We start from the raw sequence: 22016 nt of genomic DNA on the forward strand, positions 1-22016 counted from the left end.
GGACGGGCCCGGACCCGCCCTCTAGACTGGAGCCATGCGCTCACTGAGGGCCCTCCGCCCGTTCGCGCACCGGGAATACCGTGTGCTGATTGCGGCCCTGGCCATCTCCATTTTCGGCTCCGGAATGTGGGCCGTGGCAATGGTCTATGAGGTGATCCACCTGGGCGGCGGACCGCTGGAACTCTCACTCGTGGCAGCAGCGGGCAGCGTGGGCCTCGTCGCGTTTGTGCTCGCGGGCGGCATCGCGGCGGACCGGTTCCCGCAGCGGCTCCTGATCATCGCGGTGGAGGGTGCCAACCTTGCCGTCATCGCCGTCATCAGCGGGCTGGCCCTGCTGGGCTGGCTGCAGCTCTGGCATCTTGCGCTCGGCGGATTTGTCCTGGGCGTCGGGGCCGCGTTCTTCTTCCCGGCCTACTCCGCCATCCTTCCCCGGATCCTGCCGCCCGAGGACCTGCTCGCGGCCAATGGCATGGAGGGGACCATGCGTCCGATGCTGCAGCAGGCCGCCGGTCCTGCCGTCGCTGGCATCCTGGTCGCCGCGCTGTCCCCCGCGCACGCCGTGACGGGCGTGGCCGTGTGCCACCTGCTGGCTTTTTCCGTCCTCAACCTACTCCACCGCCAGCCCCGGCCGGGGGCGGAGCGCGGGGCGGGGCCGGAGCCCGCCGCCGGGTCCGGCGGACCCGCCAGGACGTCCGTGCTGCACGACCTCCGCGAGGGGGTCAGCTATACGGTCCGCACGCCCTGGCTGCTGTGGACCCTGCTGTGGGCCTGCATCTCCGTGTTGTTCCTGATCGGACCGATTGAAGTGCTTCTGCCGTTCGTGGTCCGCGACCAGCTCGGCGGCGACTCGCGCATGTTCGGCTTCCTGCTCGCGATCGCAGGCGTCGGCGGCGCGGCCGCGTCGCTGGCCACGGCCTCGTTCCCGCTGCCGCGCCGCTACCTCAGCGTCATGATGGTGGGCTGGGGCGCGGGCAGCCTGCCGCTGGCAGCCGTTGGCATCATGGAAAGCTTCTGGGCGCTGGCTGCCGCGCTGTTCATCTTCGGTGCCACCGGCGGCATGGGCATGGTCATCTGGGGGACGCTGCTACAGCGCCGGGTGCCGCCGCACCTGCTGGGCCGCGTGTCCAGCCTGGATTTCTTCGTCTCGCTGGCCCTGATGCCGGTCTCCATGGCCCTCGCCGGACCTGTCGCGGAGGTGCTGCCCACCTGGCTCATCTTCCTGGTCGCCGGGACGGTGTGCCCGGTGATGGCCGCCGTCGCGATGGCCGCGGCCCGGATGCCGGCCGACGAACTCGCCCACCCGCTGGACGACCGCGACCTACACGACCTGGACGGCCGCGATCTGGACGGCCGACGGGAGAACGGCGTCGAAGTAAAAGGCCTCGAGCTGGAAGGCCTCGCCGACGCCGCGGCCCTCGCCGAAGCCTCCGGACCCGGGCAGCCCGTCCCGAAGCAACGCGGGGTCAGCTAGCGCCTATTCCGGTGGGGAACATCGGCGAGCCATGACCCCGCGTTGCTTTGGCGGGGCTTAGACCGCCGCGCGCACGATCGGGATCGACGCCGTCGGCAGTCCGCTCGGGAAGATCGTGGGCTCCGGAGCCGCGACCGGGGCCAGCGGAACCCGCACCGTGTCGCCGTCGACCGTGAACCGCTCGCCGCGCACGTCGACCTCCAGCGGTGCGCCCTCGCGCACGGTCAGGCTGATGGACCCCTGTCCCAGTTCGAGCCGCAGCAGCCGGCCCTGGATCTTCAGGTGGAAGGACAGCCCGTCCCATCCGGCGGGCAGCCGCGGGTCGAAGTACGGCACCGCACCCTGGTCGCGCAGGCCCGCGAAGCCGCTGACCAGCGAACTCCACACACCGCCGGTGGAGGCGATGTGCACACCGTCGATGGTGTTGCCGTGGGTGTCGTCGAGGTCGATGAACAGCGCGTGCGTGAAGTGCTCCAGCGCCGCGTCGGCGTAGCCGACCTCGGCCGCCATGATGCCCTGCACGCAGGCGGACAGGGTGGAGTCGCCGGTGGTGATCGGGTCGTAGAAGTCGAAGGCGCGGCGCTTCTCCTCGGCGGTGAAGTCCTGCCACTGCAGGAACATGGCCAGCACGCTGTCGGCCTGCTTGAGGACCTGGTGGCGGTAGATCACCAAGGGGTGGAAGTGCAGCAGCAACGGGTACTTGGCCCGGGGCGTGGACCAGTCCCACGGCTCCAGGGTCATGAAGTCGTTGTCCTGTGAGTGGACCTGGAGGTCCTCGTCGTAGGGCAGCAGCATCCGGGTGGCGGCCTGTTCCCAGAGCTGGCGTTCGGCGTCGCCGATCTCCGCATGGTCCAGCGCCGCCGCGGCGCGCAGGTTAAACCGGGCCATGACGTTGGTGTACAGGTTGTCATTGACGACGGCGGTGTACTCGTCCGGGCCGGTGACGCCGTGGATGTGGAAGAGCCCGTCCTTGCCGAAGAAGCCCAGCGAAACCCACATCCGGGCGGTCTCGATCAGCAGTTCGGAGCCGAGGGTCTCCTGGAACGCCTGGTCGCCGCTGGCCCAGATGTAGCGGTTGGTGGCGAAGGCGATGGCGGCTGCGATGTGGAACTGGGCCGTGCCGGCGGCGTAGTAGGCGCTCGCCTCGAGCCCGTTGATGGTGCGCCACGGGAAGAGGGCGCCGTCCACGCTGAGCTCCTTAGCGCGGATCTTGGCCTCGGGGAGCATGTCGTGGCGGAACTCGAGGACCTGGCGGGCGTTGCCCGGGCTGGTGTACGTCAGGTACGGCATCAGGTACACCTCCTGGTCCCAGAAGTAGTGGCCGTCGTAGCCGGACCCGCTGACGCCCTTGGCCGGGATCCCGGCGACGTCCGCGCAGGCCGTGGCCTGGGCCAGCTGGAAGAGGTTCCAGCGGACGGCCTGCTGGAGTTCTGTCTGGCCGGCGAGGACGATGTCGCTTGTGGTCCAGTACTCCCGGTAGTGCGCGGCGCTCTCGGCGAAGATCTCCGCGAGCGGCCTGAGGCCTGCCTCCGCGTCGTCGGCCAGGTCCGCGGAGGTCTGCCCGACGGCGTAGCTGACGCTCTTTTCCAGCACGAATGGCGCATCGGCGCCGACGGCCAGGACGTAGCGCACGCTGCTGTCGTCCTCGTGCACCTGGGTGTCGAAGGGCTGCACCCCGGCGTTCGTCCAGTGGTCCACGGCCAGTCCGATGCGCTGCTTGGATTCGGCGGTCTCCCAGGACAGCCGCAGCGAGCCGTCGCCGCCGTCGAGCCGCACGGGAAGCAGCACCCGCCCGGCGTGCCGGCCGGCGCGGCGCGGGTCATGGGAGGAGTGGTCCTCGACCGGCTGGTCCTGGCGGTTGATCACCGAGGAGGTCACGTCCGCGGAGATGTCCCGGTCCGCGGCCAGTTCCAGCGAGATGCCGAGGGTGCCGCGGGACTCGTAGCCGACGGCGCGGCGTTCGGTGGTGGTCACGGTGGCGCCGGAGCGGCACTGCCAGGTGATCCGGCAGTCGTACACACCGGTGGCGAAGTCGACGCTCCGCCGGTAGTCCAGCACGGTGGATTCGTCCAGGCTCAGGGTTTCGCCGTCGATGACCACGGTGAAGTTGTTGGCGTCCGGGATGTACAGGATCCGCTGGCCGGTGCGGGCGAAACCGTAGGCGTTCTCCGCGTGCTTGATGTCCCAGGTCTCGTGGAAGCCGTTGATGAAGCTGCCCGGCAGATCGGCGTCGGGGGCTGACCAGTGGGCGCCGCGGATGCCGAGGTGGCCGTTGCCCAGGCTGAAGAGAGTCTCGAGCGTGCCGGCGTTGCCGGGCAGGTGGACGGTCTCGACCAGCTGCCAGGGGTCGTTGGGGAACCGTGCGCGGTCCGAAGTGATGAGGGCCATGGATTTTCCTTCAGGCGGTAAAGAGTCAGGTGATGAAAGTCGGCGCGGGCCCTGCCGCGCGGAAACGGGGGCGGAAGCGGAGGCGGAAGCGGAGGCGGAAGCGGAGGCTAGAGGAGCTCTTCGAGGTCGTTGACCACGAGGGTGGCGCCGGCGGCCAGCAGGGTCTGCCGGCCGGCGCCGCGGTCCACGCCGATCACCGAGTGGAAGTTTCCCGCGTGCCCGGCCTGGACCCCGGAGACGGCGTCCTCGACGACGACGCACTCCTCGCTGGGCAGGCCAAGCAGCCGGGCGGCGTACTCGTAGGTCGCCGGGCTGGGCTTGCCGGGCAGGCCTTCGGCGACGGCGACGACGCCGTCGACCACCACCGGGAAGTAGTCGGAGAGGCCGGCGGCCTTCAGCACTGCCGGGGCGTTGCGGGAGGAGGAGACGACGGCGACCTTGAGCCCGCGGGCCAACGCGGCGTCGATGAAGCGCACGGAGCCTTCGTAGGGCTTGACGCCGCCGGCCTCGACGATGTCGTTGAAGACCTTGTTCTTGCGGTTGCCCAGCCCGTGGACGGTGTTGTGCGCCGGGTCGTCATCCAGCGGGCCCTCGGGCAGGACGATATTGCGGGAGGCCAGGAAGTCGCGGACGCCGTCGAAGCGCGGCTTGCCGTCGATGTGGTCGAAGTAGTCGCTTTCACGGTAGCCGGGCGCCTCGGGCACGGTCTCGAGGAAGCCGTCGAAGAGTTCCTGCCAGGCGCGTTCGTGCACGATCGCGGTGGGGGTCAGGACGCCGTCGAGGTCAAAGAGGATGGCGGAGGCCCCGGTCCAGCTCGAAGGGGTGCTGTTGGAAAGCTCAGTCATGGATCGTTGTCCTTTCAGACGGCGGTAACAAACTTGGTGCGCGGGCCATTCGAGCGCTAGGCCCTTCGGGCGGAGGCCATTCGACGGGCCGGCAGTGGACAACGCCATCGGCGGGCGCCGTCGGCGGGAACCCCCGTGGGTGGGTAAACGCCGGACGGTGAACGCCCGGGAGCAAACGCTGGAGGAGTCAGGCCGCCGGGCTCAGCGCCGGTGGCGGCTGCTCCTGCCCGCAATCACTATGATCGCCAGCGCGTGGCTGGTCGGGGGGTTCGGTAGTCCGGAGCGGTGGAGTCTGTCAATCAGCAGGTTGGACGCAAACGCGCCAGTGTCCGCTACCGGCTGGGAGATGGTGCAGATGGAAAGGTCGGCGTCGTCCTGGTTGGTGACGCGCGGCGTCCTAACCTGCAGCACGGGGCTCAGCCCTTTCTTCCCCCTGAAGTTAGTGGGCCGTAAACATGGCCGATGTCGAGTGTAAACGCTTACAAAATTGGCGCGCAACTGGATAAATGAATATGGGTCGTTTATCCCGGCGGCGCGCGGGCTAGCTGGCGCTCTGCGCCCCGCCGTCCGGGCGCAGCACGTAGTGGCGGAGGAACGCACTGACGTCCACGAGTTCCGCCGCCGAGATCGAGTGGCCCATTCCGGGGTACGTCCGCGCCGTTAGCTGCGTGTGCTCGTGGAGCCATGCCTCGGTGAGCTCCGTGGCGTCGTCGTTGATCACCACGTCGTCCCGGTCCCGGCCCCAGAAGAAAGGCGGGCGGGACTCGAACGATTCGCTCATCGCCAGGAGTTCGTTTTCCAGGACAAAACCGGACAGCCCGACGACGGCCCGGAACTGCGCGGGCCGCAGCCGCAGCAGGGTGGTGGCCATGGCCATGCCCTGCGAGTAGCCGAACAGGCTGATGCTGCTGTGCCGGGCTTTGACGGATTCGATCCAGCTGAAGACGGCATTGGTGGAGGAGATGACGTCGGCGAAGTCATGGGTCAGGAAGTAGTCCAGCAGGAACCAGCCGTAGCCGTCCCCGATCTCCTTGGGACCGCGCAGCGCGGCGCAGGTGAACTCGGACGGCAGGCTCTCAAAGAGCTTCGCCATCCGGGTTTCGTCCCGGCCGTAGCCGTGCAGCATCACCAGCAGCGGCGTGCCGGCCCGTTCGGGTTCCGGTTTGGACCAGACGACTGTCTCCATCGGAACAGCCTAGCTTTCGGTGATCACCAGCGCGGTGCTGTGCCCGCCGAATCCGAACGCGTTCGCGATGCCCGCCCTGGCCGGCTGGCCTGAAACGGAGTCGCGGAGGAGGTTCAGGTCGATCCCGTCGTCGGGCTGGTCCAGGTTGCCGGTGCCGGGGAATTCCCCGGTCTTTAAGGACTGGACCAGCACGATGGCTCCGAGCGCGCCGGCCCCGCCGAGGAGGTGACCGGTGAGGGATTTCGTGGACGTGACGGGAACCTGGTTTCCGAGCACGGCCCTGATCGCTCCGGCTTCCAGGCGGTCGCCGACCGGGGTGGACGTCGCGTGAGCGTGGACCAGGCCGATGTCCCCGGCGCCGAGGCCGGCGGCCGCGATTGCCTTTTCCATCACCCGGCGCTGCATGGCCGGATCGGCCGCAACGATGTCGACGGCGTCGGACGTGACGGCGGTTCCGGCCACGACGCCCAGGATTTCCGCCCCGCGGGCCCGGGCGTGGTCCTCACGTTCCAAGACCAAAATCGCGGCGCCTTCGGCCATCACGAATCCGTCCCGGTCCCGGTCGAAGGGCCGCGAGGCGGACTGCGGGTCACCGTTGCGGGTGGACAGGGCGCGGATCTGCGCGAAGCCGCTGATGATCAGGCCGTTAATGCAGGCATCCACGCCGCCCGCGACGACCACGTCCGCCGCGCCGGCCCGGATCATGTCGGCGGCCTGGGAGATGGCTTCCGCCCCGGAGGCGCATGCGCTCACCGGGGTGCGCGCCCCTCCCCTGGCACCGACATCGATGGAGACCCAGGCCGCGGGGGCGTTGGTCATGATCCGGGTGAGGGTATGGGGGGAAACCCTGCGCGGGCCACTGGAATCCAGCGTCCGGGTCTGCTCCAGCGTGGTGTCCAGGCCGCCGTAACCGGAACCGATCACCACGGCGAGGCGCTCAGGATCGGCCACCGGGCGGCCGGCCTGCTCCCACGCTTCCCGGGCGGCGATTATCGCCAGGTGTCCGCACCGGTCCATTCTCTTGTATTCGGGGGTAGTGAGCAGCGATGCGACGTCAATCTTCACCTGGCCGGCCATGCGGACGGGCAGCGCCTGCGCCCAGTCCTCCTCAAGCACTCCGATTCCGGAGCGCCCGGCCAGCAGCGCCGCCCGGGTCTCGGCGGCGGTTCCGCCTACGGGGGTCACGGCGCCCAGTCCGGTGACAACGACTCTGGGGAAAGCTTCAGGCATGGGTACCGGCATTTCTGTGGAGCCGCCGTGGGACCCGCGGCGGTGCGGGGCAGGTGGGCGGGCGTAGCGGGGTCAAGCGGGGGCGGCACGCATGGGGGCTGCCGCGATGCACCCTTTAAGAGTACGTGCGATCCCCTGCCCCGGGCCGCCCCGGTTTTCCCTGCTGCCGGTCTGTTACGGAATAGGACAACCGTGCACCGGCCGCGCCGCCGCTGTCCGGAGCCCGCGGGCCTGGCACGGCGCCGGGCGAAAACTGGCCGGAGCGGCGCCGCGCGGTTCGTTGAAACATCACTTACCGGGCTGTAGCCTGACGCTGGACAGCATGCTTAGCAGTACCTATCCGTCCCACCGGACACAAGGAGCAAGTCATGAGAATCGGTTCCTCCATCTTCCTCATTGCCCTCGGCGCCATCCTGGCCTGGGCCATCACCCCCGGGCTGATCCCCAACGTTGACCAGACCATGATCGGCTACATCCTGATGGCGGTGGGTGTCATCGGGCTGATCGCGTCCCTGGTGCTGGCGTCCCCGGGCCGCAGCCGCACCCGCCGGGTCAGCGAAACCCGCTCCGTCGTCGACCCCAACACCGGCGAGACCATCACCCGCAACGAGAGCCGCGACGCCGGCATCTAGCCCCAGGGCGCCACGGCGCGCCGCATGAACGACCCGCACGCCGGGCCGGACCCAAGGTCTGGCCCGGCGTCCGGCGTTTCCGGGCCGCCCGCCGCCCCGCCGCCCCGCGGGTCATGCCCAGCGTGCGGGGCCACCAATGGACATGATCCCAATATGCCCACTCCCACCGCGAAGACTGGACATGTCCCCGTCCGGGGTCCCCCAGAATGCGCATGCTCCCCCGGTTCGCCAACTCCCAGTTGGGACATGCCCAGCCTGCGGGGCCACCAATGGACATGATCCCAATATGCCCACTCCCCACCGCGAAGACTGGACATGTCCCGCGGCTCACCGGTCCGCAGACCCCGCATGCCCAGCGTGCGGGGCCACCAATGGACATGATCCCAATATGCCCACTCCCCACCGCGAAGACTGGACATGTCCCCGTCCGGGGTCCCCCAGAATGCGCATGCTCCCCCGGTTCGCCAACTCCCAGTTGGGACATGCCCAGCCTGCGGGGCCACCAATGGACATGATCCCAATATGCCCACTCTTCGGCACAAAGACTGGGCATGTCCCCCCGGGAGGCGGGGTGAGCATTCTGCGTTCATGTTGTTTTCCATTGACAAAGCCACAGATTCAAAGATAAAGTCAATCAAACCCACCAGCTGTGATGGTCATCACGGAAGTGGCGGGAAGGTCCGCTGCACTGACGCAAGGGAGAGCCAGTGTTCGCCGAGGAACGCCAACAGCTGATCGTTGGGCTCATTACTGCCAGCGGCCGCGCCAGCGTCACGGACCTTGCCGAGCGTTTCAGCATCACCACCGAGACGGTCCGCCGGGACCTTGCCGCCCTAGAAGCCGCCGGCAGTGTTCGCCGGGTCCACGGCGGCGCGGTGTCCCCGGACCGCTTCAGCACCAACGAGGAGAGCATCCTGGTCCGCACCGACCAGCGGCAGCCGGAAAAGACCCGGATTGCCGAGGCCGCCCTGGCGCTCATCCCGCAGGACCGCACCGGCAGCATCCTGATCGACGCCGGATCCACCACGGAGGCCCTCGCGGAACTCCTGGCCGCCCGGACGGCAGCCACCACCGCCGTCTCGGGGCCCGCTACGGAACTCGTGGTCATTACCCACTCGCTGCCCGTCGCGGCAAAGTTGTCCGGGCAACCCGGCATCGCCCTGCACCTGCTGGGCGGGAAGGTCCGCGGAATCACGCAGGCCGCCGTTGGCCATTCCACCGTGGAAGCCGCCCGCCGGCTCCGCCCGGACATCGCCTTCATCGGCACCAACGGCATCCATGCAGCCTTCGGGCTGAGCACTCCCGATCCTGAAGAAGCCGCTGTCAAGGCCGCGTTCGTCCAATCGGCGCGCCGCATTGTGGTGCTGGCTGATGCCTCCAAGCTGGATGCCGAAACCCTGGTCCAGTTCGCCTCGTTGAAAGATCTGGACACCTTGATCACTGACACGAAACCCAGCCTGGACCTGGCTGACGCACTCGCGGACGCCGGAGTGGAGGTGGTGGTCGCGTGATTGTCACCCTGACCGCCAACCCGAGCCTGGACCGTACCGTGGCGCTGCCGGGCCCCCTGCTCCGCGGCGAAGTCCAGCGGGCCGTCTCCGTCCGGCAGGAATCCGGCGGCAAGGGCGTCAATGTCTCCCGCGCCCTCGTCGCCTCCGGCCTGACGACGGTCGCGGTGCTGCCCGGCGCCGAGTCGGACCCCGTCCTCGCCGGCCTCCGGGATGGCGACGTCCCGTTCGCCGCGCTCCCGATCGGCGAGCCGCTGCGCAGCAATGTGACGCTCACCGAACCGGGCGGCGTCACTACCAAGATCAACGAACCCGGCCCGGTGCTGAGTGCGGACCAGCAGGAGGCCCTGATCGGGCTCCTCCTGGACCGCGCCCGCGGAGCCAGCTGGGTCGTCCTGGCCGGATCACTCCCACCCGGGGTGCCGGCCGACTTCTACGCCACCGTCACCCGGCGGCTGCGCTCCATGGATCACGGCAACGAGGCCCCCCTCATCGCCGTTGACTCCTCCGGCGAACCGCTCGCCGCCGCGATCTCCGGCGACGCGCTGGGGAAACCGGATCTCCTGAAACCCAACGCCGAGGAACTGGTGGAACTGGCTGCCGCAGCCGGGTTCGCCACGCACAAGTCCGCCGAGGAACTCGAAGCGGATCCGGAGGCCGCCGCAGTGGCCGCCGCCGCCGTCGTGCGTTCCGGGGTGGGCGCCGTGCTCGCAACACTCGGTTCCAAGGGTGCGGTACTTGTGACGGCCGACGGCGCGTGGTTGGCCACGCACCCGCCGGTCACTGCGGTGAGCACGGTGGGTGCCGGTGATTCCTCGCTGGCCGGCTACCTGCTCGCCTCCAGCCAGGGCGCCGCCCCGGCCGATTGTCTCCGTCAGGCCGTGGCCCATGGTGCCGCCGCCGCTTCGCTGCCGGGCTCCACAGTCCCGGCAGTCCACCAAACCACCCCTGATGCCGTAACCATCACGGCCTTGAAGAAGGATTGTCAGTGACTCAGCTCATTACGACCGAACTGGTCGAGCTCGACCAGAACTTGGGCAGCACGCCCGAGGACGTTATCCGGCACCTAGCAGGCAAAGTTGCAGCCAACGGACGCGCCACCGAAGTTGAGGGCCTCTTTGCCGACGCCTTCGCCCGGGAATCCAAGACCGCCACCGGCGTCCCCGGCGGCATCGCCATCCCGCACTGCCGTTCGACGGCGGTCACCGAACCGACGCTGGTCATGGCCCGGCTCTCCCAGCCGGTCGACTTCGGCGCCAAAGACGGACCCGCGGACCTGATCTTCTTCATCGCCGCCCCCGAAGGCGCTGACCAGGAGCACCTCAAGCTGCTCTCCCGGCTGGCCCGTTCCCTGATCAAGAAGGACTTCACCGCGTCCCTGCGCGCCGCCGGCTCGGAGGCCGAGGTCGTCGAGCTCGTCGAGGGCGCCCTCGCGGACAAGCCCGCCGCCGCAGCCACCGCTGCCGGCTCGGCCGCGGCCGTCTCGTCCGCCGCGCCTGCACCGGCCGGCGCACCCCGCCCCAAGCGACTCGTCGCTGTGACCGCCTGCCCCACCGGCATCGCCCACACCTACATGGCCGCCGATTCGCTCGTGGCCGCGGCCAAGGAGGTTGGCGTCGACCTTCAGGTGGAGACGCAGGGCTCCTCCGGTGCCAAGGCCCTTGACCCGGCGGTGATCGCGGCCGCCGACGCCGTGATCTTCGCCGTGGACGTGGACGTGCGCGGCAAGGAGCGCTTCGCCGGCATGCCTGTCGTCAACGCCCCGGTCAAGCGCGGCATCGACGAGCCCGGCAAGATGGTCCAGGAAGCCCTCGCCGCCGCGGACAACCCGAACGCCCGCCGCGTCCCGCACTTTGGTGAGGACCAGGCCGAGCAGGAGGCCGAGGAAAAGGGCGAGCACTTCGGCACGAAGCTGAAAAAGGCCCTCCTCACGGGCGTCAGCTACATGATCCCGTTCGTGGCAGGCGGGGGTCTGCTGATCGCCCTCGGCTTCCTGTTGGGCGGCTACGACATCACTTCCTTCGCTGACAAGATCCTGGCGGAGAACAGCCTCTTCAACCTGCCCACCGAATATCCGGAAATCGCCTGGGGCCCGCTGGGCGCGTACCTGGGTGCTGTGATGTTCAAGATCGGCGCCCTGTCCCTGGGCTTCCTCGTGCCCGCACTGGCCGGCTACATCGCCTACGCCATCGCTGACCGGCCCGGCATCGCCCCGGGCTTCGTTGCCGGTGCCGTTGCCGTCTTCATGGGTGCAGGCTTCCTCGGCGGCATCGTCGGCGGCCTGATCGCCGGCTACGTTGCCCATGCGATCGGCAAGCTCAACGTGGCCCGCTGGCTGCGCGGCCTGATGCCCGTGGTCATTATCCCGCTCGTCGCATCGCTCGTGGCATCGGGGCTGCTGTTCGTATTCCTGGGCGCCTACATCGCGCAGATCACCGTTGGACTCAACAACTTCCTGTCCGGTCTGACCGGCGCCAGCGCCGTCGCCCTGGGCGTCATCCTCGGCCTGATGATGTGCTTCGACCTCGGCGGTCCGGTCAACAAGGTTGCGTACTCCTTCGCCGTCGCCGGCCTGGGCGCCGCCTCCGTCACCAACCAGGCCCCGTGGCAGATCATGGCGGCAGTAATGGCCGCCGGCATGGTCCCGCCGCTGGGCATGGCACTCGCCTCCACCCTGCTGAACAAGAGACTCTTCAGCCTCGCGGAACAGGAAAACGGCAAGGCCGCCTGGCTGCTGGGAGCCTCGTTCATCACCGAGGGCGCCATCCCGTTCGCCGCCGCCGACCCGCTCCGCGTCATCCCCGCCAGCATGCTCGGGGGCGCCGTGACCGGTGCCATCTCGATGGCAGCCGGGGTGGGATCGAAGGCCCCGCACGGCGGCATCTTCGTCTTCTTCGCCATCGACAACTTCCTGATGTTCGTGGTCGCCATCGCGGCCGGTACCGTCGTCACGGCCTTCGCCATCATCGGGCTCAAGCGCTACGCAGTAAAGAAGCCGGTTGATACGGTGGAAAAGGTTCCCGTAGCCGCCTGAGCCGTCCACGAAGACCACCACCCGGCTGATATTCCCCAAGCTGAACCCAAGGAGCAAAAAATGACCGAACGTAACGCCACCATTGCCAGCCGTGTCGGGCTGCACGCCCGCCCGGCCGCCATCTTTGCCGAGGCTGCAGGCGAGTTCGATCTCGAAATCACCATTGCCCGCCTGGGCGAACCCGTCGACGAGGCCATGGATGCCGCCAGCATCCTGTCCCTGATGAGCCTGGGTGCGTCGCACGGCGAAGTTGTGGTCCTGCGCGCCGAGGGCGACGGCGCCGACGCCGCCCTCGAACGCCTGGTCCAGATCCTCGAAACGGACCACGACGCCGAATAGCGTCACCGTCCGGCGGGACCGCCGCCGCGTCAGAGGCCCGGACGCACCCCGAACAGGGGGTGCGTCCGGGCCTCTGCGTTTCCTGGGCTCCCGGAAGATCCCTCAGCAGACTTAGTAAGCGCTTGTCACGGCCCGGCGGCGCCGTTAGTTTGGAATCCGCGGCACCACTCACGGGCGGACCGCCGCAGGACGATTTCGTACCAGGAGCCGAGGTAGCCATGCCGACGAAGAAGAATGCCCCGCGGGGCGCCGAGAGCCCCAGCATCAAGGATCCGGAACTCTACGAGGAGCTGCTGGAAGACGGCGCGTCGAGGCAGAAGGCCGCCCGCATCTCCAATGCCGCAGCCAGAAACGGCCGGTCCGCCGTGGGCCGCAAGGGCGGGAGGGCCGGCGATTACGCGGACTGGACGGTCCCCCAGCTCAAGAAACGCGCCAAGGAGATCGGACTCAAGGGCTACTCGGCCAAGAAGAAAAGCGAGCTCATTTCCTCGCTCCGGAACTCCTGATCCCGGTGGCCGCGGGCCGGACAGCCGACCGCTCAGGCTTCCTTCCGCGCGCTCCGGGCGGCCGTCTTCGGGGCGGCGCTCTTCGAGGCGGCGGTCTTGGGCGCCGCCTTGACGCCCGTTCGGGCAGCCGTCTTCGGCGCAGTCTTCGCCGCCGCAGTCTTGGCCGCCGTGGACTTGGCGGCGGACTTGCCGGGTTCGTCCGCCGAGGCTGCCCCGCCGCCGCGCTTCTTCTCCAGACTCCGCTTGAGTGCCTCCATCAGATCGATCACCTCGCCGCTGCCGGCCTCGGCCGCCGGAACGCCGAAGGTCTCCTCGGTGTCGAAGGACTCGCCCTTCTCCAGCTTCGCCTCGATGAGCTGGCGCAGCTGCAGCTGGTAATCGTCGGTGAATTGGTCCGGTTCGAAGTCCGCCGCCATCGACTCGACGAGCGCGGCGGACATCTCACGCTCCTGGGCGGAGATCCGGATCGTTGTTTCGAGCGAGGGGAAGCTGGCCTCCCGCACCTCGTCGGCCCACAGCAGGGCCTGCAGCACCAGCACGTCGCCGCGGATCCGCAGGGCTCCCAGCCGGGTCTTGTCCCGCAGGGCGAACTGGACGACGGCCACCCGGTCGGTGTCCTCGAGCGCCCGGCGCAGCAGGACATAGGCCTTGGGCGACTTGGAGTCCGGCTCGAGGTAGTAGCTCTTCTCGAACATCATGGGGTCCAGCTGCTCGGCCGGCACAAACTGCACCACATCGATCTCGTGGCTGTTCTCGGCCGGAATGGACTTCAGCTCCTCCCGGCTGAGGACCACCGTGCGGCCGTCGTCCTCGTAGGCCTTGTCGATGTCCTCGTAGTCCACGATCTTGCTGCAGACCTCACAGCGGCGCTGGTAGCGGATCCGTCCGCCGTCGGCGTTGTGGACCTGGTGCAGGCTGATGTCGTGGTCCTCGGTCGCGCTGTAGACCTTGACGGGCACGTTGACCAGCCCGAACGCTATCGCGCCTTTCCAGATGGCTCTCATGGAACAAGTGAACATCACAGTTGCGTGGAGGTGAAGCCCCTTGGCTGAACGGACCTCCGGCAACAGCAGGGAGCGGGTCCGGGTGGGGGGCCGCGAGCTGGTCGTCACCAACCTGGAGAAGGTGATGTATCCGGAGACCGGCACCACCAAGGCCGATGTGCTGGCGTACTATGCTGCGGTGGCGCCCGTCCTGATCCCGGCCGCCGCGAACCGCCCGGCGACCCGGAAACGGTGGGTGCACGGCGTCGGGACGGCCGATGCCCCCGGCGAGATGTTCTTCCAGAAAAACCTGGACCATTCGACGCCGGGGTGGGTGCCGCGGGCCTCCATCACGCACAAGGAACGGACCATCCAGTACCCGCTGGTCAACGACCCGGCCACGCTCGCCTGGCTCGCGCAGATCGCGGCCCTGGAGATCCATGTGCCGCAGTGGCGCGTCGACTCACACGGCAACGCCCTGCCGCCGGACCGGCTGGTGCTCGACCTGGATCCCGGCGAGGGGGCAGGGCTGGCCGAGTGCGTGGAGGTCGCCAAGCTCGCCCGCGCCATCCTGCAGGACGTGGGCCTTGACCCTGTGCCCGTGACCAGCGGCAGCAAGGGCCTCCACCTGTACGCCGCACTCGACGGCACGCAGAGCTCCGAGCAGATCTCCGAGTTCGCCCACGAACTTGCACGCTCGCTGGAAGCCGATCACCCGGTGCTGGCCGTGAGTGACATGAAGAAGACACTGCGCACCGGCAAGGTCCTGGTGGACTGGAGCCAGAACAGCGCCGCAAAAACCACCATCGTCCCCTATTCCCTGCGCGGCCGGCTCCGGCCCACCGTCGCGGCGCCCCGGACCTGGCGTGAACTCAGCTCCCCCTCGCTTCACCAGCTCCACTACCAGGAGGTCCTGAAACGGGTGAAGTCCGGCAAGGATCCCTTCGCCGTCATCTCCGGCAGGGGGCGGCCGGGGGCAGCGCCGGACGGCCATCCGCACGGCCCAGCCGGAGAGGCGCCCGGCGGCGACACCGACCCGCGGCTGGAGAAGTACCGTGCCAAGCGGGACGCGGCCTCGACCCCGGAGCCGTTCACGGCGGAACGCCACCGCGCGGGGAGTGAAAGTGCGGGGACAGAAAGCGCGGGGACGGCAGACGGCACCCTCCGGGAGAAGTTCGTCATCCAGGAACACCACGCCAGCCGGCTGCACCATGACTTCCGGCTGGAGCGCGACGGAGTGCTGGTGTCCTGGGCGCTGCCCAAGGGTGTCCCGACCAGCAAGGCGCAGAACCGCCTGGCGGTCCAGACCGAGGACCACCCGATGGACTACGCGGACTTCGAAGGCACCATTCCCGCAGGCCAGTACGGCGCCGGGACCATCAGCATCTGGGACCGCGGCTATTACGAGTGCGAGAAGTGGATTGCCGGCAAAGAGGTCATCGCCACCCTCACCGGCCAGGACGACGGCGGTCTGGGCGGCGCGCGGCGGTTCGCGCTGATCCACACCGGCCGGGGTGACGACCAATGGCTCATCCACCTGATGGACCCGCCGGGCTCGAAGAAGGGCCAGCCTCCCCGGCCCGCGTCGGAGGAGCCTGCGTCGGAGGTGCCGGAACCGGCGGCGGCGCAGGAATCCGGTGCCGCAGCGCCGGAACGTGAACACGCGGCGGCCCCGGACAACTCAGCTTTCACGCCGATGCTCGCCAGTGCCGGAACCTCCGCCGACCTGCCGGACAAGGACTGGCAGTTTGAAATTAAATGGGACGGGGTGCGGGCCCTGATCGTCGGGGACGCGACGACGGTCCGCCTGATCAGCCGCAACGGCAACGACATGTCCGCGGTGTATCCGGAGCTGACGGACCGTTTGTGCTGGCCGAAGCAGGCTTTCGTCGCCGACGGTGAGATCATCGCCGTCGGCCCATCGGGGCGGCCCGACTTCGGGCTGCTGCAGGGGCGGATGAAGCTCACCAAGGCTGCCGACGTCGCGAAAGCGCAGTCATCGACGCCCGTGCGGCTGATGCTTTTCGACCTCCTGTCCGAGGACGGCACCGACCTGCGCCGCCTGCCGCTCAGCAGGCGGCGGACCCGGCTTGAGGCGTTCTTCACCACGTCAGGCTGCCCGGTGGAACTGTCCCCGCTGGTCGACGGCGATGTCCGGCACATCCTGGAAAGCGCCGAGGAGCTGGGGCTCGAGGGCGTGATGGCCAAGCGCACAGACGGCCGCTACGTCGGACAGCGCAGCAGGTCCTGGCTCAAGCTCAAGTTCGAACGCACCCAGGAGGTGGTGGTCGGCGGCTGGCGGCCGGGCAAAGGCGAGCGCGGGGAATCCGTCGGCTCACTCCTGCTGGGGATCCCGGCCGGTTCGAAGCTGCGTTACGTCGGGCGCGTCGGCAGTGGCTTCAGCGCCCGGGAGCTCAAGGAACTGCGCCAGCAGCTCGATGCCCTGCCCCGGAAGACCTCACCGTTCGAGGAGGTGCCGGCGGCCGACGCCTCGGACGCGCACTGGGTCAGCGCCAAGCTTGTTGGGGAAGTCACCTTCGGGGAATGGACCGGCAGCGGCAAGCTCCGGCACCCGGTCTGGCGCGGCTGGCGGCTGGACAAGAGCCCGGCGGACGTGGTGGTGGAGTCGGAGTGACCGCAGTAGAAAGCCCGGGACCGCCTGCAGGCCGTTCCGGGCTCCTTGACGGCGGCGCCCGGGGCGCCCCGACGGAGGTTCAGGAGGAGTGTGGTGTGTCCGGCGGAGTGATCCGGTGGACTGCGTTCACCGCGGCCTCGTGTCCCGCCCGGCCATGCTGGACGTCGTGCTCCTTGGGATGGCGGTGTTTTCCGCTGCCGTCCGGCCACTGCTTCCCGTCGGCTGCGGTGGGCGGGGCTGGGCGTTTCGTTTCCGGACCGGGCGCCTCGTCCATGGACTCCGCCATATGACTGGCAACCTCAGGCTTGATCTCGTCTCCGAACTGGTGTTCCGCCATTGCTCTTCCTTCCGCTCTCGATTTACTGGTCGACTTTCATCGTCGAAATAAGCTGTGAAACGAAGTGTCCAACCATCGTAGGTCGGCCGGGGTGCGATGTCTGCAGGGCTACCAGCGGACCTTCTTCTCGGCCGGGCCCTGCTTGCCGCTGACGTGGGTGGGCTTGTGGCTGTGGCCGACGCTCTGTGAGGCGGCACCGCCCCGGGACTTGCTCTCCAGCATCTCCCGCTGGGCGTCAGTGAGGCGCGATTTGATGCCTTTCCCCTGATTGGCCTGGGACTTCCCGCCCGCCTCGGCCCCGCTGTTGCCGCTCTTTTTGGTCTCTTTGCCCGTCATGGACTGTTCTCCTTGGGTGGCTCGTGGTCAGCACTGCGCTGATGTCAACCCTAAGCGCATTCCCGAGCCCTGGGGTACCCCCTTTTCTAAGGGGCGGCCGGCTTCCCAAAGCGCGGATCATGCGGGCCGCAACAGTGCCATTTGACCCGGATTTCCGGTCTCCGGCGGTCCCGCGGCGAAAAAGTTTCCGCAGCACCCGGCGCGGACCGGGGTTTCCCTGCAACGGCGCGGTGAAACCGCGGAAAAGAAAACCGCCAACAGGACCCCGATCCGGGCCGAAACCCCGGATCATACGGCACCAAACTCGGAAACACCATGGAAATCGCGTAAAATTGAAGGTCTGCCCAGAGCGGGGCAGCTACAAGTCGCAAGCAAATGACCTCCCTAGGAGCGGCCCAAATGCCCAAAGACCGAAGCACGACCGACTCTTCAGCAGGCGTTATGAACGCCAGCGGAACCTACCCAGTCGCACCCACCGGTGCGAAGAAACCAAGGCTACGGACGCGCCGTCGACTCAAAGAGTCCGACGTCAACGTCGTCAACAAGCCGATGCTTAAAAAGGCCCTCGGCGGCACCATCGTGGGTAACACCATGGAATGGTACGACGTCGGCGTGTTCGGCTACCTGATCACCACCATGGGGCCGGTATTCCTGCCTGATGCGGACAAGTCCGTGCAGACCCTGTTCCTGCTGGGTACCTTCGCCGCCACCTTCATTGCCCGCCCGCTGGGCGGAGTCATCTTCGGCTGGCTCGGCGACAAGGTGGGCCGCCAGAAGGTCCTCGCCTGGACCCTGATGCTGATGGCCGCGAGCACGTTCGCCGTCGGCCTGCTGCCCGGCTACGCGCAGATCGGCATGTGGGCTGCTGCCCTGCTGGTGCTGCTCAAGGTAGTCCAGGGCTTCTCCACCGGCGGCGAGTACGCCGGTGCCACGACCTTCGTGAGCGAATACTCCCCGGACAAGCGCCGCGGCTTCTTCGCCAGCTTCCTGGACATGGGCAGCTACCTCGGCTTCGCCCTCGGTGCCGCCCTCGTCTCGGTTCTGCAGCTGACCCTCGGCCAGAGCGCCATGGAGGAGTGGGGCTGGCGGATCCCGTTCCTCATTGCCGGCCCGCTGGGCCTGATCGCGGTCTACTTCCGAAACAAAATCGAGGAATCCCCGCAGTTCCAGGCCACCCTGGACGCCCAGGAGGCGAACGCGAAGGACGCCACGTCTGCCGACGTCACCGCCTCCAAGGGCCCCGTCGGCATCGTCAAGGCCTACTGGCGTTCACTCATCGTCGCCATGATCCTGGTCGCTGCCGCGAACACCGCAGGCTACGCCCTGACGTCCTACATGCCGACGTACCTCACCGAGTCCAAGGGTTACGATCCCGTGCACGGCACCCTGCTGACCATCCCCGTGCTGGTCATCATGAGCCTGTGCATCCCGCTGACCGGCAAGCTCTCCGACCGGATCGGCCGCCGCCCCGTGCTGTGGATCGGCGCCGGCAGCACCATTGTGCTGGTCGTGCCCGCCTTTATGCTGATCGGCGTCGGAGAAATCTGGTCCACCCTCTTGGGTCTCGCCCTCGTCGCCTTCCCGGTCACGTTCTACGTGGCCAACCTGGCCTCGGCCCTGCCGGCACAGTTCCCGACGGCGAGCCGTTACGGCGCCATGGGCATCGCGTACAACTTCTCCGTGGCCATTTTCGGCGGCACCACTCCCTTCATCGTTGCCGCCCTCATCGGCGCCACCGGGGATGACATGATGCCGGCCTACTACCTGATGGCCACCTCGGCGATCGGTGCCGTTGCGATCTACTTCCTCAAGGAATCGGCCAACCGGCCCCTGCCGGGCTCCATGCCCAGCGTGGACACCCAGGCCGAGGCCAGGGAAATCGTCGCGAACCAGGACGAGAACCCGCTGATTGACCTGGTGGAAATGGACATGCCGTTTACCACGGGGCCGGCAGATTCAGTTGCCGGTTCGACGGCGGCCCGAGACACCGAAAAGGTTCCCGCCGGAGCCTGAGCTTGCCCTCTGGCAGCCCGGCCGGGTTCATCCTGAGTCCAGCCGGCTAATCCGGATTATGTAGCAAAGCCCCGCCCATTGAGGCCTGCCGTGCGTGATTACCCGTTGGGGGAAACACGCAGGGCAGGCCTTAGGCGTGTCCGGCGCACTGACCGGCATGTACGGCCGGAACGAGCCGCATCAGCTGCGGCTCCGGCATCAGGGCCAGGCGGCCCTCCTGCTGGTCGGCGGGCTGGCCGTCGGTGTGTTCCTCTCGGTAAACCAGCTCCATTCCTGGTTTCTCGTCATCACCGAAACGCTTCTTGCGGCAGCGGGGTCACTGTTCGCGGACAAGGTGGCGCTGAAGCCCAACGGCCCGTTCTTCGGCATCCTGGCCCTGGGCGCGTGCGCCTCCATCCCTACCAGTCTGCACTGGCACACGGCGGTCCTGATCGGTGCGCTGTCCGCCGCCTTTTCCATGCTGGTGGGCTTTGGCGCTGGGTGCGGGGCCGGGCCTGGGAACGCGGCGCGGGACGGGATACCCCGCCGCTGCGCGGGGCCGAGGCCGGGCCGCCTGGATCCATGCCGCCCGGTACCTAACCGCCGTCGGGGCAGCGGGCTCCTAGCGGGTGCTCAGCGGAAGCGGGCACCCGCACTGGGCCATGGCAGCCGCCGCGGTGCCCCTGGCGGGGGCGGATATGCCCAGCAGCGTGCACCGCGGCCTGCACCGGATTGTTGGCACCCTGGTGGGCCTTGTGGTGGTTGCCGTGGTGCTGTTTCCCTGGGCTTTCTCGCCTCTCCGGCTGTTTCCCCGCCACACGGCAGCCGCCCTGGCACTGCCGGTGATTGTCCTGCAGTTCACAACGGAGCTGTTCATGACCAGGCACTACGGGCTGGCCATGGTGTCCTTCACTCCCGTGATCCTGCTGATGACGCAGCTCGCTGCCCCTGCCGACCCGCACGTGTTGGTGACCGAGCGCGCCGTCGAGACCATCATGGGAGCCGGACTGGGCATCCTTGTCGTGGTCCTGATCCGCCGACGCCGGCCACCGGCCCGCCCGCACTGATTTGGGCCGCCCGCACTGACGGTTTATTTGCCGCGGCGGGGCGGCCCGGCCACGAGCCGGGGCGGCAAGATGCGGGCGGCCGCGGTCAGCAGCTTGTAGCGCTTGGTCGGGATGGACACGGCCTTGCCATTTGCGTTGTCAGCGAGCCCTTCACGCACCACGCGCTCCGCCTGCAGCCATAGCCAGCGCGGGGTCACCGACTTGTCCATGCCCATCCGGTCGTGGAACTCGGTGTGGGTGAACCCTGGGCAGACCGCCGTCACGTTCACACCCCGCCGGGAATAGGCGAGGTTGGACGAGCGGGAGAAGCTGACCAGCCACGCCTTCGCCGCCGAGTAGCTTCCCCGGGGCAGGAACGCGGCCACGCTGGCGACGTTGATAATCCTGCCGGAGCGCCGGCTGAGCATGCCCTGCAGGGCGGCATGCGTCAACCGCATGGCCGTTTCGACGTGCAGCCTGAGGTGCCTGGCCTCCTCCGCTATGTCGTTCTCCTCGAAGGGTCGCAGCAGGCCCATCCCGGCGTTGTTGACCAGGATGTCCACCGGGCGGGCCGGGTCCGTCAGCCGGGCGACGACGACCGCCACCCCGGCGTCGTCGGCGAGATCCGCGGAGAGAACCTCGGCGCGAACGCCGTACCGGTTCTTCAGTTGCTGCGCCGTGGCCTGAAGCCGGGCGGTGTCGCGGGCCACGAGGACCACGTTGTGGCCCTGCCCGGCAAGCTGCCGGGCGAATTCCGCACCGATGCCTGCGCTTGCTCCGGTGATCAGGGCGGTGGTGCCGGCCGGGGTCGCGGCTTGTTCAGTCATGGCGCCAGCTTAGCCCCGCACGCCCCGCGTCAGGCCAGGCCCGCGGCCAGTTCACCTTCCGCGGGATCGCCTGCGCCGCCCAGGTGGCGGTTCTGCAGCTCTTCGGCGGCGAGCTCGTACCAGGTGTGCGCGCCGAAGGACGGGCTGCTGGTGTCGAGGTGCCGGTACAGGGCATCGGCCAGCTGGCACAGGGCCGCGTCGGACAGTGCCCGGACGGTGGCGGCAGGGTCCAGGGCTCCCTCGAAGTATTCGGCGAGCTCCTGGCCGTTGACGGCGTTGAGCTCGGCGGGAAGCGGGCTGCAGGCATCGTCCAGTCCGGCGGGGACTCCGCCCTCCGAGCCCACGTGCAGCAGGCAGATCGGCAGGTCCGCCGGTTCCGCCAGCGCCACCCGGATGGGCTGTTTTTCGGCAGCAGTCCCGGCCCGGGCCGCCCCGCCGGGCCCGGCGGACGCGCTGCCATCCGCGATGGACCGCAGCTGCAGGAGGGTTTCCGGGTCCAGATGGGAGGAACCGTGAAGGTCGACGATGACACCGGTCCCTGCGCCGAGACGTCCGGCCCGCCGCATGATGTGCAGCAGGGAGGGAAAGTCTGATTGGGTCAGGCAGCCGGTGACTTCGAGGGTCACGAGTCCGGGATCGGCATCCACACGGACAAGCACACGCAGTTTATGGTTCACGGGGTACTCCAAAGGGACACGTCCAAGAGCCAGCTGCATAACTC

General features: G+C 68.4%; 18 protein-coding genes and 1 pseudogene. 10 read left to right on the forward strand and 9 right to left on the reverse strand.

The window, feature by feature from the left end; genetic code table 11:
• Positions 1-34: 34 nt before the first annotated feature.
• Positions 35-1471 carry an MFS transporter gene (locus tag QK291_RS01460; RefSeq protein ID WP_282378396.1) on the forward strand — a complete coding sequence of 479 codons (1437 nt, stop codon included), beginning with the start codon at positions 35-37 and terminating at the stop codon, positions 1469-1471.
• 57 nt (positions 1472-1528) lie between these two features.
• On the opposite strand, the gene QK291_RS01465 is transcribed toward QK291_RS01460, so the two are convergent.
• The 4 genes from QK291_RS01465 to QK291_RS01480 all read right to left on the reverse strand — a co-directional run bounded on the left by QK291_RS01465 (position 1529) and on the right by QK291_RS01480 (position 7120).
• Positions 1529-3859 carry a glycosyl hydrolase family 65 protein gene (locus QK291_RS01465; RefSeq protein ID WP_282378398.1) on the reverse strand — a complete coding sequence of 777 codons (2331 nt, stop codon included), beginning with the start codon at positions 3857-3859 and terminating at the stop codon, positions 1529-1531.
• A gap of 107 nt (positions 3860-3966) precedes the next feature.
• Positions 3967-4704 carry an HAD-IA family hydrolase gene (locus tag QK291_RS01470; protein WP_282378400.1) on the reverse strand — a complete coding sequence of 246 codons (738 nt, stop codon included), beginning with the start codon at positions 4702-4704 and terminating at the stop codon, positions 3967-3969.
• A 541-nt stretch (positions 4705-5245) separates the two neighbouring features.
• Entirely contained in the window at positions 5246-5890 is a 645-nt protein-coding gene (locus QK291_RS01475) for a dienelactone hydrolase family protein (protein WP_282378402.1), read from the reverse strand.
• Between the two features lie 9 nt (positions 5891-5899).
• Complete coding sequence (locus tag QK291_RS01480) at positions 5900-7120, reverse strand: beta-ketoacyl-[acyl-carrier-protein] synthase family protein (RefSeq protein WP_282378405.1); 1221 nt, start codon at positions 7118-7120, stop codon at positions 5900-5902.
• A gap of 368 nt (positions 7121-7488) precedes the next feature.
• Here QK291_RS01480 and QK291_RS01485 point away from each other — a divergent pair, with 368 nt between their 5' ends.
• From QK291_RS01485 to QK291_RS01510, 6 genes are all read left to right on the forward strand, one after another.
• Positions 7489-7752 carry a DUF6458 family protein gene (locus QK291_RS01485; RefSeq protein ID WP_024366023.1) on the forward strand — a complete coding sequence of 88 codons (264 nt, stop codon included), beginning with the start codon at positions 7489-7491 and terminating at the stop codon, positions 7750-7752.
• A gap of 707 nt (positions 7753-8459) precedes the next feature.
• A complete protein-coding gene (locus QK291_RS01490) occupies positions 8460-9263 on the forward strand; it encodes a DeoR/GlpR family DNA-binding transcription regulator (protein ID WP_282378407.1) in 804 nt (267 codons plus the stop codon).
• A complete protein-coding gene (locus QK291_RS01495; RefSeq protein ID WP_282378411.1) occupies positions 9260-10252 on the forward strand; it encodes a hexose kinase in 993 nt (330 codons plus the stop codon). Before QK291_RS01490 ends, QK291_RS01495 begins: the two co-directional genes overlap by 4 nt.
• Positions 10249-12294 (forward strand): fructose-specific PTS transporter subunit EIIC, encoded by a 2046-nt coding sequence (locus tag QK291_RS01500; protein WP_282378413.1) that lies wholly within the window; start codon positions 10249-10251, stop codon positions 12292-12294. The genes QK291_RS01495 and QK291_RS01500 overlap by 4 nt, the downstream gene beginning before the upstream one ends.
• Positions 12295-12354: 60 nt before the next feature.
• Entirely contained in the window at positions 12355-12633 is a 279-nt protein-coding gene (locus QK291_RS01505) for an HPr family phosphocarrier protein (RefSeq protein WP_056428072.1), read from the forward strand.
• Positions 12634-12851: 218 nt separating this feature from the next.
• The gene (locus QK291_RS01510; protein WP_282378425.1) at positions 12852-13139 is read left to right on the forward strand and encodes a Rho termination factor N-terminal domain-containing protein; all 288 of its coding nucleotides are present in this window, start codon (positions 12852-12854) and stop codon (positions 13137-13139) included.
• A 32-nt stretch (positions 13140-13171) separates the two neighbouring features.
• Here the strand turns inward: QK291_RS01510 and QK291_RS01515 are convergent, their stop codons facing one another.
• Positions 13172-14143 (reverse strand): Ku protein, encoded by a 972-nt coding sequence (locus tag QK291_RS01515; RefSeq protein ID WP_282378427.1) that lies wholly within the window; start codon positions 14141-14143, stop codon positions 13172-13174.
• A gap of 40 nt (positions 14144-14183) precedes the next feature.
• On the opposite strand from QK291_RS01515, the gene QK291_RS01520 reads away from it, so the two are divergent.
• Entirely contained in the window at positions 14184-16757 is a 2574-nt protein-coding gene (locus QK291_RS01520) for an ATP-dependent DNA ligase (RefSeq protein ID WP_282378429.1), read from the forward strand.
• Between the two features lie 79 nt (positions 16758-16836).
• Here the strand turns inward: QK291_RS01520 and QK291_RS01525 are convergent, their stop codons facing one another.
• Both QK291_RS01525 and QK291_RS01530 read right to left on the reverse strand, forming a co-directional pair.
• Entirely contained in the window at positions 16837-17094 is a 258-nt protein-coding gene (locus QK291_RS01525) for a hypothetical protein (protein ID WP_282378430.1), read from the reverse strand.
• Between the two features lie 108 nt (positions 17095-17202).
• The gene (locus QK291_RS01530) at positions 17203-17430 is read right to left on the reverse strand and encodes a hypothetical protein (RefSeq protein ID WP_282378432.1); all 228 of its coding nucleotides are present in this window, start codon (positions 17428-17430) and stop codon (positions 17203-17205) included.
• A gap of 399 nt (positions 17431-17829) precedes the next feature.
• Between QK291_RS01530 and QK291_RS01535 the strand changes: the two genes are divergently transcribed.
• Both QK291_RS01535 and QK291_RS01540 read left to right on the forward strand, forming a co-directional pair.
• Positions 17830-19443, forward strand: coding sequence for an MFS transporter (locus tag QK291_RS01535; RefSeq protein WP_282378436.1), 1614 nt, complete (start codon positions 17830-17832; stop codon positions 19441-19443).
• 136 nt (positions 19444-19579) lie between these two features.
• Positions 19580-20489, forward strand: a pseudogene (locus tag QK291_RS01540) (FUSC family protein); the annotation flags it as partial.
• Between the two features lie 23 nt (positions 20490-20512).
• On the opposite strand, the gene QK291_RS01545 reads toward QK291_RS01540, so the two are convergent.
• Together QK291_RS01545 and QK291_RS01550 are read right to left on the reverse strand one after the other, a co-directional pair.
• Positions 20513-21295, reverse strand: coding sequence for an SDR family oxidoreductase (locus tag QK291_RS01545; protein WP_282378438.1), 783 nt, complete (start codon positions 21293-21295; stop codon positions 20513-20515).
• A gap of 29 nt (positions 21296-21324) precedes the next feature.
• Complete coding sequence (locus QK291_RS01550; RefSeq protein WP_282378439.1) at positions 21325-21972, reverse strand: hypothetical protein; 648 nt, start codon at positions 21970-21972, stop codon at positions 21325-21327.
• Between the last annotated feature and the right edge of the window lie 44 nt (positions 21973-22016).

It is taken from the genome of Arthrobacter sp. AL12, assembly GCF_029960645.1.
Taxonomy (GTDB): domain Bacteria; phylum Actinomycetota; class Actinomycetes; order Actinomycetales; family Micrococcaceae; genus Arthrobacter.